Below are 14,010 nucleotides of genomic sequence, written 5' to 3'. Positions count from 1 at the left end.
CACTTTCATCTGATGATTAAATGATGGTGATTAAAGTGTTGTTCATGTATAAATCACCATTGTTGACATTAGTATCCTCTTCAAACAAAGAACTATACATAAAGAAAGCATAATTTTTAAAAATAAAAAGAAACATACAGTATCGCCAATTATTAATACAGCTAAACATTTTTATACAGTTTTTAATTGTTCTTCTTTAACGTCAGCTAGTTTTTTTAGGAAATCGTACATTGATGCTAACCATTGCTGAGCAGGAATACCTTTTGTGTGGAAAACAACTTTTAGTTGTTTGCCTTCCATCCCTAACCCAATCAATCGCCCATATTGTTGTGTAAGCTGAACTAACCTTTGAACCTCAACATTATCACTTTGCTCTTCACTAAATAATATTGTAACTTCGTGTTTCACTTGTTTAATTGATAGTATTTTTTGTTGTATTGCGTAAACCTTAATTTCAGCAATTTGAAATAAATAAGATACTTCATCTGGGTATTCCCCAAAACGGTCTGTCATGTCCTCTTGAAGATCTTCTAGATCATCTATTGTAGTAATAGCTCTAAAACGTTTATACATGTCTATTTTTTGTCGACCATCAGAAACGTATTGGTCAGGGATATATGCATCAACTTCTACGTCTATTTCTATATCTGGATCTGTTTGAATTGGTTCATTTCCTTTCCGTGCGTCAATTGCTTCTTTCAGCATTTGAGAATATAAATCAAATCCAACAGTATCAATAAATCCATGTTGTTGTGACCCTAACAAGTTCCCTGCTCCTCTTATTGACAAGTCACGCATGGCAATTTTAAAACCAGAGCCTAACTCTGTAAATTCTTTTATTGCTTGCAATCTTTTTTCAGCAACTTCTGATAAGACTTTATCTTTCCGATGTGTAAAATATGAATAAGCTACACGATTCGAACGACCGACCCTTCCTCTAAGCTGATACAATTGTGATAAGCCCATTTTATCTGCGTCAAATACAATTAACGTATTAACATTTGGAATATCGACACCTGTCTCAATAATGGTTGTACTTACAAGGACATCGATTTCACCTTCCAAGAAATTAAGTATGACAGATTCCAGCTCGTTTTCAGTCATTTTTCCATGTGCATACGCAACTCGTGCATCTGGAACGAGCATTGGGATTTCCTCGGCTTTGCGTTCAATATCTTCAACACGGTTATAAAGAAAGTATATTTGGCCACCTCTAGATAGTTCTCTTTCAATGGCCTCTCTAATGAGTGCACCATTATATTCAACTACATAAGTTTGCACTGGGAATCTATTCTCAGGTGGTGTTTCAATTACAGACAAATCCCTGACGCCTAACATGGACATATGTAACGTTCTAGGAATAGGTGTTGCTGTTAAAGTTAATACATCAATATTAGCTTTCATTTGCTTAATCTTCTCTTTATGTGTTACACCGAACCGTTGCTCTTCATCAATAATTAACATCCCTAAATCACGAAATGAAATATCCTTAGACAATACTCGATGAGTGCCTACAACTAAATCAATTGTTCCATCTTTTAAACCTTTAATTGTTTCAAGTTGTTGCTTACGAGATCTAAATCGGCTAAGTAAACCTATATTAATTGGATAATCTTGAAACCGTTCTTGAATAGTTTCATAATGCTGCTGGGCTAAAATCGTTGTCGGCACAAGGATAGCAACCTGCTTTTCATCAACAATTGCTTTAAATGCTGCTCTGATTGCTACTTCTGTCTTCCCGTACCCTACATCACCACATAATAACCGATCCATAGGGCGCTCTTTTTCCATATCTTTTTTAATTTCACCAATTGAACGTAGTTGATCTACTGTTTCTTCATATGGGAAAGCCGACTCAAACTCTCGCTGCATATCACCATCAGGGCTATAACTATAGCCTTTACTCGCTTCTCGCTCTGCATATAACTTAATTAAGTCATCAGCTATATCTTGTACTGAGGACTCAACCTTTTTCTTAACCCGTTTCCACTCTGTTCCACCAAGCTTATACACTTTTGGATCTTTACCTTCTGATCCAACGTACTTTTGTACTTGATTTATTTGTTCGACAGGAACGTATAGCTTGTCACTACCTTGATACTCAATATGGAGATAATCTTTGTGTATACCATTGATTTCTAGCGTCTCAATTCCAATATACTTACCGATACCATGGTTAATGTGAACAACATGATCGCCAACCTTTAACTCTGAGTAGCTCTTAATTCTTTCTGCATTGGATAGCTTCTGTCTCGGTTTTGTTTTTTTCGTCCTATTTTTAAACAATTCTTCTTCAGTAATAACTACTAGCTTTTGTAAAGGCAAATCAAAACCAGTGTTTAAATCACCTAGAACGATTTGATTTGTACCTGCTATTATTTTGTCATTGCTATCAGTTGTAGCAAAATTCAAATCATAATCCTCAAGTACATGTTGTATCTTCTTCTGTCTTTCTTCATTCGGAGCTAAGATTACAACAGTATAATTTCCTTTTTTCCATCTTTCTAATTCGGTTTTCAACACATGCATTTGTCCAAAGAAACTTTGCATTTGCTTACAAGTAATATTTACAATATTTTGTGGACTTGTTTGCTGAACATGCCGTAAAAACAAAGAAAAATAAATAATCGGCTTGTCTATCTTTTGTATAAGAGTAGAAAAATGATGAGACAGCTGTAAATCATGAATAATTTTACCTTCGGAAAGTAGGCTCGTGTACCATTCAGCTTCTTCTTTATCTAAGGTTGTAGTAATATCTTGGATACGGCTCATTTCATCAAATAAAATAAGACCGTTATTAGGTACATAGTCTAGTAAACTTGCAGGCTTTTCATAGAAAAGAGATAAGTACTTAAATACTTGACTCGGAAGTTGGTCATTTTTTAATTGTTCTATTTCAGCAGTAATGTTTTCCACTAATAATTTTTTAACATCACTGTCCTTTGTTTTTTTCAAACTTTCTCCAAGTTTATCTTCTATTGAGTTAATTACGTGATCGATTTTATCGTTACTTATTAGAATTTCAGTTGACGGACCAATGGTTACTTTTTCTACCTTTTGCAATGACCGTTGATCATCAATTGCAAATGTCCGTATTGACTCTATCTCAGTATCAAAAAGTTCTATTCTAATTGGAAACTCTTCAGTTAATGGGTATATATCAATTATACCACCCCTAACACTGAACTCTCCTGGTGCTGTAACCATTGATGCTCTAGAGTAACCCATCAATACAATTTTATTTAAATATTGATCTATGTCTATGTCATTTCCTACTGAGAAATTTAATTGATAGCTATCCCAAACTTCTTTTGGGGGAAGCAACCTTTTTATAGCAGCAACAGGTGCTATGACTATACCTTTTTTTGATGTACACCAATAATCCAATACCTCTAGACGCTGTCCTTTTAATTCTGGACTAGCAGTTCCTATTTCTGACGCAATTGTTTCATTAACTGGGTATAGAAATACATGATCACTACTTAACAACCCTAGTAAATCATCATAAATCTTCTGCGCTTGAAAGAGGTTATGTGTCACTATTAGTAACGGGCGATTTGTATCTTTATAGATTGAAGCATAAAATAAAGATCTAGCTGATCCTGATAATCCAGCGACAAGCTGCTCTTTAAGCCCTTCATCAATGCCGTTTACAATTGAAGCCAAATCATCATTATATAAAAAATACTCTTGTATACCTAACATTCAACCCCCTCCTCTCAAATGACTTAGCAGGGTTTAATAATATTCTAGTTATATAAAATGCGTTACACTTTTTACGAATTTTTTTAAATCTTTGTTGCTATTGCTAGTTAATGCGACTTTCATCTGTTAATGAGAAGAAAAAACGCATCGAACTTTATATCTTAGTACGAAAAACTACAATCAATGCGAAAACAGCCAAAATAAATAAAAAAACTTCTTTGTTGGCATAAGTTTCTATTTGAAGCTAGGTCGAATTGTATGCGTTGTTATCTAAAAAAGAGAAATGATATTAAGAACTCTTTATATATATTTGTATATATGTTTATTTGCTATCAAGGAAAACAACATAATAATCAACATAAAACAGGAAAATACTTTGGTATTAGACCAAAGCTTCTCACTGAATAAATGTTTCATATAGATGGAAATCTGGATTTCGGTTTAATGCTTCTTGACAATCCTCACAAATTGTTAGCACTTTGATATCACCGTTATCTTCGTAGGACAACATCTCTTGACGTTCCTGGTCAGAAAGTAATTGAAATCCTAAACTTTCAGTATATAGTGATACTCTTTCAATACTACCAACTTTTATACTACAATGCCTGCAATAATAATGGAGTGACATTTGTTATCCTCCCAATTGGTTTTAGTGATAGTATTTACTCAATACTAGGAAGTTATTCAATTTCATTGATTAATTATACTTATTCATTACTTGTAAAAAAGGTGATGAAATCCAATCTTCACATACATCTGTTGAAACCTTTATAGCATCATTTATCTTTTCAATTTCATCATCAATAAATTTTGTGAGAACATAATTTGGAATTGCCATACCATTCGTTGGTCTCCCAATTCCTATACGAACTCTTTTAAACTCTTGAGTGCCAAGATGATTAATTGTGGATTTAATTCCATTATGTCCACCAGCACTGCCTTTTGTTCTTAAACGAATTTTTCCTGTTGGCAAATCAAGGTCATCGTAGATAATCAGTAGATCTTCAATAGGTATGTCAAAATAGTCCATTAATGGCCCAATGCATTCTCCTGATAAATTCATATATGTAAGCGGTTTACATAATATTACTTTTTCACCATTAAACATACCTGTTCCAAATAATCCTGAAAACTTAGATTTATCTAAATCGATATTAAATCGTGTCGATAACTGATCAATAACCATGAATCCTACATTATGTTTTGTACGAGCATATTCTCTACCAGGGTTTCCTAAACCTACAATTAATTTCATCAAGATTCCCCCATATGTATAATAAAAAACGCAAGCACCTGACTCATCTAGACTTGCCTTCGGATGAAATCTAAGAGCTGCCTTGGATGGATAGGCGCTGTAGTAGCTAGACATTATATAACGCGCTAGCTACGCATACACACCCAACAAGCACTAGAACCCCATGCCTACGAAAAGCACAACGATGCTTTTGAAGGATGGGGTTAAGCAACTTCGACAAACCGTAGATAAAGTTTTGTTAATCTCGAGCAAGTTCAACTCAATTTTGGCTAATCACCTTATGCGTAAGCATACCTACTCGTCATCTGTCTCTCTACCTTCAACATTATCAGGTTGCCCAGTTTCTTGTTCTTCACCACTATTTATTTCATCTTCTTGTTTCGGAGGTAACACTGATGCAACTACTTCACTCATATCATGATTAATGTCAAATTTATCTACTGTTTGAATGTCACCAATAGATATCGTTTGACCAACTTCCAGGTTAGACACATCTATATCAATGGAAGTTGGTATATTAGTAGGTAACGCTCTTACAGATACTTGGTGTAACGGTTGTTGGAGTACTCCGCCATCCTTGACACCAATTGCATCACCTATGAGTTGAATGTTTACATCAACCTCTACTTCTGACTTCATATTAACAACTTGAAAATCCGCATGCAATATGTCACTTTTTAATGGGTCTTTTTGAATATCATGCAACATCACTGAATGTTGATCATTATTAAGTGAGAGCGTAATAATACCATTGCGCCCAGCTTCTTTTATCGTTTTCAGAAAGTCTGCCCCATGAATAAAGATCGCCTTACTTTCATAATTCTCACCGTAAATAACTGCAGGAATTTTACCTTCCTCCCGCAATTTCCTAATTGATGAATGCTTAAAATCTTGCCTCTCATTTGCTTGCAATAATGACATTCTATTCACCTACCCGTTTGGTTTATATACTCGTTCTATGAGTAACTTTCCCCAAAACTAGGTAGAGATAAACCTAATAATAATAATTAATCAAATAAAGCACTAATTGATTCTTGTTCATGTACACGGACAATAGCTTCTGCAATTAGAGGAGCAACAGAAAGTTCTACAATTTTTTCGATTCTCATATCATCATGTAATGCAATAGAATTTGTAACGACTAACTCTTTTATATTTGAATTTTGTATTCTTTCGATAGCTGGACCCGATAAAACCGGATGTGTACAGCATGCATACACCGCTGAAGCACCATTTTCGACGAGTGCATTTGCAGCCAATGTAATCGTTCCTGCTGTGTCAATAATGTCATCAATTAAAATTGCAGTTTTACCTTGAACATTACCAACAATATTCATCACTTCAGCTACATTTGGTTTAGGTCGACGTTTATCAATTATTGCGATAGGTGCTTTCAAACGATCAGCCATTTTCCTTGCACGGGTCACACCACCGTGATCAGGAGAAACAATCACTATATCCTCAAGACCTTTACTGTTGAAATAATCTGCTAAAATCGGTACACCCATTAAATGATCAATAGGGATATCGAAAAAGCCTTGTATTTGTGGAGCGTGTAAATCGAGTGTTATTACACGTGTTGCTCCAGCAGTTTCTATGAGGTTAGCAACTAGTTTGGCTGTAATCGGCTCACGAGAACGAGCTTTCCTATCTTGACGTGCATATCCATAATACGGCATAACAATGTTAATGGTTTTTGCAGACGCTCGTTTTAAAGCATCAATCATAATTAATAATTCCATTAAATTCTGATTCACTGGTGAGCTTGTTGACTGAATAATATATACGTCACAGCCTCTGATGCTTTCTTCGATATTAATCTGTATTTCACCATCACTAAAGCGAGCAACAGCAATTTTTCCTAATTCGACTCCTATAACTTTAGCAATTTCTTCAGCTACACCTTGATTTGAGCTAAGTGTAAATACTTTTAATTTTGGATCGATTGATTGCATTCTCCTACTAACCTCCGATAATCATTATCTTAGTTATTGTAACAAATCCAGACATTGTTAAAACATATAAGAACAAATTATTTCTTTTCTCGCAAACGGTTAACATATTGTTCTTTATTTACTTGTTGCGCACGGGCAATAGATAGTGCACTTCCAGGAACATCTTTTGTAATTGTAGAGCCTGCAGCCACATATGCTCTTTCTCCAACTGTAACTGGCGCGACTAAATTAGAATTACATCCGATAAAAGCGCCATCTTCTATTTTTGTTAAATATTTATTTTGACCATCATAATTCACTGTTATTGAACCACAACCAATATTGACACCTTTACCTACCTCAGCATCTCCAATATAACTTAAATGCGAAGCTTTGCTGCCATCTCCAATGATAGACTTCTTCACTTCTACAAAGTTACCAATTTTCACTTCATCTTTTATTAAAGAATCAGGTCGAATATGTGCAAATGGACCAATATTGACTTCATTACCAATCTCACTTTGGTGTGCGACTGAATGACGAATAACTGAACGATTTCCTATTTGACAATTTTTCAACTCTGTATGAGGACCCACTGTACAATCAGTTCCAATAACTGTTTCTCCCTCTATAATAGTTCCAGGGTGTATAATTGTATCCTGACCAATTTGAGCATTTGATGATATATATGTTGAATGTGGATCAATTATTGTCACTCCATTTAACATATGGTAATTATTTATTCGCTCTTTCATTATTTGTTCAGCTTCTGCAAGTTGAATTCGGTTATTTACTCCTAACGTTTCTGAAAAAGACTGTGTTTGGTAAACAGAGACTGTCTCACCTTCATTTTTTAAGATTCCTACTACATCTGGTAAATAATACTCACCTTGTGAATTATTATTTGATACTTTCTTTAATGCATGAAATAAAGCTTTGTTATCAAAACAATAAATCCCTGTGTTAATCTCTTTAATACTAAGCTCTTGATCGTTGGCATCCTTATGCTCAACAATCTTTTCGACTTTGTCTAAGTCGTCTCTAACAATTCTTCCATAGCCTGTCGGATCATTTGCAATAGCTGTTAAAATAGTAACTTTTGCTTTTGTATGCTCATGGTGCTCCAACAAAGATTTCATGGTAGCTTCAGTAATAAGTGGGGTATCTCCATATAGAACAATAGTTATTCCGTCTTGCTGTTCTAATTGTGGAGCTGCTTGTAATACAGCGTGCCCTGTACCTAGTTGCTCCTTTTGTAACACAAAATCGCTACTATTACCAAGCTTCTCTTTCACTTGTTCAGCACCGTGTCCTACTACAGTTATCAACTGCGACACACCTATTTTTGTAACTTCTTCGACAACATGTTGAACCATTGGTTTGCCACAAACAGGGTGTAAAACTTTATATAATTTTGACTTCATTCTAGTACCTTGCCCAGCGGCCAATATTACCGCAAATCGGTTTTTCATCTACAGGCCTCCATTGTAACCTATTTATCCACTATGAATATTATCTCAAATAGCCTTCGATTTCAAGGAAACATCCGTAAGTACATTATATTGTCAGAATGAATATTATAGAATGAGCATATGGTCATTTATTAAATAGAGGAAAAGATTTATTTGAGGGAAAAGTTCAACCTAAGTCTCTTTCGTGAACTTGTTGCTCATTTAACTAATGTGAGCATATCAAGATAGATTTTTTTGCGGTTATCAGTTTTTTTTTGAAGAAAAGATACCACGCAATGTAGTTGTATATGTATTTATTGTTAGTATGAGATTAATATGAAAATAGCTTAGATAACATCATTTTAAATAAGATTAGTCGTACCATACACTTACGCTAAAAAGAGCCTTTCATCTGTGAAGGCTCTCTTGGTGTAAAAAATATTAATGTTTCTTATGAAGCACCCGCTTCTTCATATTCTTCTATCTCACCAAGTCGGTGATATTCTGCTAAAACTGCGTCTTGAATCTTCCCACGAGTTGTCGAGTTAATCGGGTGGGCTATGTCACGAAAATCCCCATCTGGAGTACGCTTACTTGGCATCGCAACAAACAAGCCGTTATTCCCATCAATTACACGAATATCATGTACAACGAACTCATGATCTAAAGTAATTGATGCAATCGCTCTCATACGACCATCGGTATTCACGCGGCGTAATCTTACATCTGTTACTTCCATTCTGTTCACCACCTTTTCCCAATTTAAAAGACTTAGTAAGTTATTCAACACAATTTTTGAGTTTTCCTGCAAATTATGTAAATTTTTTTGAAAATATTAGGTCGGTATAGTAAACATAGGAATTTTATACTTTTTATTTAATCAATGCGATTACTTCAATCTCAACTAGAACATCTTTCGGTAGTCTTGCAACTTCAACACATGATCTTGCTGGCTGATGGTTAGGAAAATATTCGCTATAAACGTCATTTATCTCAGCAAAGTCATCCATATTTTTTATAAAAACTGTAGTTTTAATAACTGTATCGAAAGAAGCACCTGCCTCTTGTAAAACAGCTTTCAAATTAGCAAAAACTTGGTGTGTCTGTTCATCAACATTCCCTTGTACAAGTTCACCGTTAGGTTTTAACGGAATTTGTCCAGAACTAAAAAACAAATTATTTACAACCATCCCTTGAGAGTACGGACCAATGGCTTGAGGAGCCCGATTTGTTTGAATTTTTTTCATGACGATTCCTCCATCCTCTAGTTACTGCAAGAAATTAAAATAATTACCTATATTAACTTCTATTTTCTTAGCTTTAACGTCTACCTCAGTGAGTTTTACTAACGAAATATATTCATCAACAAGTCTCTCTTCAAGGCCCTCTGATTCAACAAGCACACCAATCCCTGATACATTTGCTTTGAATTCTTCGAGCATGCTTATCATGCCGTTTATCGTTCCTCCAGCTTTCATAAAATCATCGATAATAAGAACGTTAGCTCCCTCATCTAAGCTTCTTTTTGAAAGAACCATCGTTTGTATTCTTTTTGAAGATCCAGAAACATAGTTAATACTTACTGTTGATCCTTCAGTCACTTTGCTATCACGTCGAACTATTACTACAGGTACATTTAGGTATGATGCAACTGCGTAAGCTAAAGGGATCCCTTTAGTAGCAACTGTCATAACCACATCTATGGGACGATCGCCATATACAGCTGCAAATAATCGACCAACTTGGTTTACAAGTTGAGGATGACCTAATATATCTGTCATATATAAATACCCTCCCGGTAACAACCGGTCCGGTTTCGCAATTAATTGACATAAGTCATTAATTGTTAACGTAGCTTCTTCAGAAGATACGCCAGGAATATATTTAACACCACCAGCTGCACCTGGCACTGTTAGCAAAGTCCCTATACCTTGCTGTTCAAAAGTTTGTTTAACTATCGCCAAATCTTCACTAATTGATGATTTCGCTGAATCATACCTTTCTGAAAAAATCGTTAAAGGTAGAAGTTGATTAGGGTGCTGCAATAAATAATTTGTCATATCGACTAATCGACCGCTTCTTCGTATTTTCATTCTCAATTCCTCCAAAATACGAATATTTTATGTAAATATATCATTAACATACGTATTTAATCAAGAGTGATTCTTTCACCTAGCATTCTTACCGCAAATACTTGATCACAAAACCCTCTTAACCCATTGTATACTCTCTGCATTCTAGAGTCGTGTTGAACTAAACCAAACACCGTTGGTCCACTCCCGCTCATCAATACTGCATCTGCACCAAAACGTTTCATCTGCTCTTTAATTTGTGCAACCTCAGGTTGCATCTGAAATGTAACATCTTCCAAAACATTACCTAAGAGTGAGCATATTAAAGGATAATCATGCGCTCGAATAGCATCTACCATTTCATCTACTCTTGGGTGTTCTACATTATTAAGATCTAGTCTTCTATATACTTCTGCGGTAGAAACACCTATTGATGGTTTTGCTAACACAACCCAACAATGCGGTGGTGGATCAATGTGAATGATCTTTTCTCCGCGTCCCATCGCAAGTGCGGTTCCTCCATAAACACAAAATGATACATCCGAACCTATTTCAGCACCTAATGACGCTAATTCATCAATTGTTAATCCAAGGTTCCACAATTTATTCAAGCCCCGTAATGTGGCTGCTGCATCACTACTACCTCCTGCTAGACCAGCCGCAACCGGGATCGTCTTTGTAATACCTATCGAAACTCCCTTTTGCACTCCAAACTTCTTTTTTAATAACAGTGCGGCTTGATATGCTAAATTTCTACTATCATCTGGAACGAAACGACTATGCGATACGATAGAAATGGTATCTTCCTCTAAATCAATTAGCTCGATTCGATCTGCTAAATCTATCGTAGTCATAATCATTTTCACTTCATGATATCCATCAGGACGCTTATGTAATACATCTAAGGATAAATTAATTTTAGCTGGCGCCTTAACCAAAAGCCTCAAAATTTTCACCTACTTTTCGTTCTTCCAATGTTATATCGTCATTTTACCATAAATTATACACATAATATTCATTGCAGAAATTGAATAATGACTTCCATCGATTGTAATGCAAGAAAACCGAAGCTACTAGGCTTCGGTTATCGCAGTTATTTAATAGTTTATTTATTACTTTTGTTTATTATTATTTACAAGGTTTGCCTCAGCAAGTTCAATTGCGCGCTTCACCATGTTACCAGCGTCTCTTGCACGAATCGCTCCCCAGCCTTCATTACGAACGGTGTCATAAAAACCAAGTTCTTTTGCTAGTTCTTCCTTAAATCGATCCGACATTATTCCGCGGCGTCTACCCAACAAAAGCAACTCCTTTCAAAATAACTACGACACTCTTAGTATAAGGACAAAATTACTAATAATATGAAACCCTAAATATTCCTTTTAACATAGTTTTAGGCTAAAAACTGGAGCTTAAGCAATATTTTCTTAAGACATCAACACTCACCATATGTAAATGTTATATATTGTATTTATATAAAATACCGGCTCTTTTCGTCGGCTTTTTGCAAAAGTAGAAAAACTAGATAAGGCTTTATACGCTATCAGCTTGCCATCAAAAACAAAGACATATAACTAAGAACGTATATTTTTAAAATTCATTTCTTTATACAAAAACAACTTTAAACGTAAAAAACAGCCAAATTAAAGGCTCTTTTTTGAACTTTGTTGCTATTGCTCCTCAACTAGAAGATAAAGATTTTGTCGTTTTACGTAACAGTCATCGTTTCTTAGCATAGCAGAAAAGATGCCACCACGAAATCTCGTTGTATACGTGTATATTTTAAGTACGAAAAACAACAATCTATGCGAAAACAGTCAAAATTAAAAGCAGCAAACTAAGGTTTACTGCCCGTTAACAGCTATATTCCCTGATGCGTCTTCAGAAAATGTTAATTGAACAGTTTCAGTTAGGACATCTGCATAACTATATGAAACACGTTCAAACGCATTTTCAGCTTGATCTAACTCCACTACAAAAACGGATGGATATGTTTCTGCCAGAACACCCGAACGTTCAATCGTTTTTCTACGACCACCGTTTGCTTTCAAGGTAAGCCGTTTGCCTAGATTCCCATCTAATGCCTTTTTTATATCTGACAATGTTTTTCCCATAATCGCTCCACCTCACGATATCAATTATAGCAAATTAACAAAAAATAGTCAAATAAAAATTTCATTATATCAACGATCTATTTTGTTTGTCAATGAAAATAATACAACAAAATTCCACTTTCCTCTACAAATATTTTTACCAATTATTAATTAGTTATGTAAATTGTTTTTTTATGTTAGAAATTTGTTTAAAAAAGTTATATAATTAATTATTTTTATATGGGCTATTTCTCTTATAGATAGTTATTTTCACATAAAGAATATAAACCTTTATACTTCTATCATTCGGTGCATCTTTTCATCTGTATAACAATGACTTACAATATAAAACCACTTTTTAGGTACTAAATATGATAACAATAACAACAAAGTTATGAAAAGAGACTTTATAAAAAACTGAGTCGCCATAAATGACAACCCAGTTAGCATTTACTATTCTTCTTGTTGTAGTTTGTATGGCATCCCAGTTCGCAACACGCCCCTTGTTTCAATCCCCCCCAATCCCTTTTCTCCTGTAAGTGTATTACGAAGTACTTCCCAAACATTTATTCTATCAACAAATGGAGTAAAACTTATTTTTGATACAATATACACAGGATCTAAAGCATGAATATTAATTCTTGAAGGTGAGCTAGCAAAATTAGCCCCTGCTCTTATTAGTGATTCAAAATGAGATTGACACGCGCCAGCAAAGATGACTAACTGATCCAAGTGAGGTATTTTATTTCGTGCTTGACGAACTGTTTGGACAAAATACTTTGAGTGTCGATATGCTTTCAAATCAGATTTATCACCTTTGGCCTTTGTATATGCATCATGACCTGTTACAACAAGAATATCCGGCCTGAATTTCTCAATATAGCCAGTTACTTTTTGAGGCATCTCTTTCTCATTACAATGTATTCCAAAAACCGGAACACCAATCTTCTCATATAAAGCCAAACATTTCTTTAAATATAACGGGTCACCATCTAAATGCAACACTTTACCCGGCAATTGGAAAAAATCAAATGTGCTAGCATAACCTTCTGTTGCATAATATTCACTCTTTTGCCTAATGAGTTGGTACTCTTGACGGAACAGCTTATAAGATTGCTCAATCTTCTCTTCATCGACCTTTTTTCTTTTCTTTTGTTCCCTCTCATTGATAACAACAATATCTTCGTAAGGAGCATCTGCTACAAGTCTGACATCTTCTCCATACAAAATTACAACTTTATTTCCAAGCTTATCATTGTTAATGTTGATCACACGAAATAACAAATCACAATTATACGACTTGCGAGCAACAATATCGCCAATACATGCATCCATACTCTTCACTCCAGCAACAATTTGAGGCGACTCTTTAAATCCAAATGTTTTCCTTTACTTAGGCTATGCAACATCTATGTCTGTTGTGAAAAGAAATCCCTAAGTGTCCTAATCCCCCCAAAAATAAAGACCCTTAATACGTGAGGACATCATGTATTAAGGGAG

At 34.9% G+C, this 14,010-nt stretch carries 13 protein-coding genes; all 13 read right to left on the bottom strand.

Going from position 1 to position 14,010, the window contains the following annotated elements; all coding sequences use genetic code 11:
- Positions 1-171: 171 nt before the first annotated feature.
- Positions 172-3,705 (bottom strand): transcription-repair coupling factor, encoded by a 3,534-nt coding sequence (gene mfd / locus SLH52_RS20905; protein ID WP_320211139.1) that lies wholly within the window; start codon positions 3,703-3,705, stop codon positions 172-174.
- 397 nt (positions 3,706-4,102) lie between these two features.
- Positions 4,103-4,333: an anti-sigma-F factor Fin family protein gene (locus SLH52_RS20900; protein ID WP_320211138.1), complete on the bottom strand. Its 231-nt coding sequence runs from the start codon at positions 4,331-4,333 to the stop codon at positions 4,103-4,105.
- 69 nt (positions 4,334-4,402) lie between these two features.
- The gene (gene pth, locus SLH52_RS20895) at positions 4,403-4,960 is read right to left on the bottom strand and encodes an aminoacyl-tRNA hydrolase (protein WP_320211137.1); all 558 of its coding nucleotides are present in this window, start codon (positions 4,958-4,960) and stop codon (positions 4,403-4,405) included.
- Between the two features lie 294 nt (positions 4,961-5,254).
- Complete coding sequence (locus SLH52_RS20890; RefSeq protein WP_320211136.1) at positions 5,255-5,881, bottom strand: 50S ribosomal protein L25/general stress protein Ctc; 627 nt, start codon at positions 5,879-5,881, stop codon at positions 5,255-5,257.
- 86 nt (positions 5,882-5,967) lie between these two features.
- Positions 5,968-6,915 carry a ribose-phosphate diphosphokinase gene (locus tag SLH52_RS20885; protein ID WP_320211135.1) on the bottom strand — a complete coding sequence of 316 codons (948 nt, stop codon included), beginning with the start codon at positions 6,913-6,915 and terminating at the stop codon, positions 5,968-5,970.
- Positions 6,916-6,992: 77 nt separating this feature from the next.
- The gene (glmU, locus tag SLH52_RS20880; protein WP_320211134.1) at positions 6,993-8,366 is read right to left on the bottom strand and encodes a bifunctional UDP-N-acetylglucosamine diphosphorylase/glucosamine-1-phosphate N-acetyltransferase GlmU; all 1,374 of its coding nucleotides are present in this window, start codon (positions 8,364-8,366) and stop codon (positions 6,993-6,995) included.
- A 430-nt stretch (positions 8,367-8,796) separates the two neighbouring features.
- Positions 8,797-9,084 carry a septation regulator SpoVG gene (gene spoVG, locus SLH52_RS20875; RefSeq protein WP_214484085.1) on the bottom strand — a complete coding sequence of 96 codons (288 nt, stop codon included), beginning with the start codon at positions 9,082-9,084 and terminating at the stop codon, positions 8,797-8,799.
- A gap of 133 nt (positions 9,085-9,217) precedes the next feature.
- A complete protein-coding gene (locus SLH52_RS20870; protein ID WP_320211133.1) occupies positions 9,218-9,592 on the bottom strand; it encodes a RidA family protein in 375 nt (124 codons plus the stop codon).
- A 21-nt stretch (positions 9,593-9,613) separates the two neighbouring features.
- Positions 9,614-10,438, bottom strand: coding sequence for a pur operon repressor (purR, locus tag SLH52_RS20865; RefSeq protein ID WP_320211132.1), 825 nt, complete (start codon positions 10,436-10,438; stop codon positions 9,614-9,616).
- Between the two features lie 56 nt (positions 10,439-10,494).
- Entirely contained in the window at positions 10,495-11,364 is an 870-nt protein-coding gene (gene ispE, locus SLH52_RS20860; RefSeq protein WP_320211131.1) for a 4-(cytidine 5'-diphospho)-2-C-methyl-D-erythritol kinase, read from the bottom strand.
- Between the two features lie 165 nt (positions 11,365-11,529).
- Complete coding sequence (locus SLH52_RS20855) at positions 11,530-11,715, bottom strand: small, acid-soluble spore protein, alpha/beta type (protein WP_320211130.1); 186 nt, start codon at positions 11,713-11,715, stop codon at positions 11,530-11,532.
- A 546-nt stretch (positions 11,716-12,261) separates the two neighbouring features.
- Positions 12,262-12,531, bottom strand: a complete 270-nt coding sequence (veg, locus tag SLH52_RS20850; RefSeq protein ID WP_214484090.1) for a biofilm formation stimulator Veg — start codon at positions 12,529-12,531, stop codon at positions 12,262-12,264.
- A 432-nt stretch (positions 12,532-12,963) separates the two neighbouring features.
- The gene (gene yabG / locus SLH52_RS20845; RefSeq protein WP_320211129.1) at positions 12,964-13,845 is read right to left on the bottom strand and encodes a sporulation peptidase YabG; all 882 of its coding nucleotides are present in this window, start codon (positions 13,843-13,845) and stop codon (positions 12,964-12,966) included.
- Positions 13,846-14,010: the final 165 nt, after the last annotated feature.

This window comes from Cytobacillus sp. IB215665, assembly GCF_033963835.1.
Lineage (GTDB): Bacteria > Bacillota > Bacilli > Bacillales > SM2101 > Nanhaiella.
This window is presented reverse-complemented; position numbering and strand designations above follow the sequence as displayed.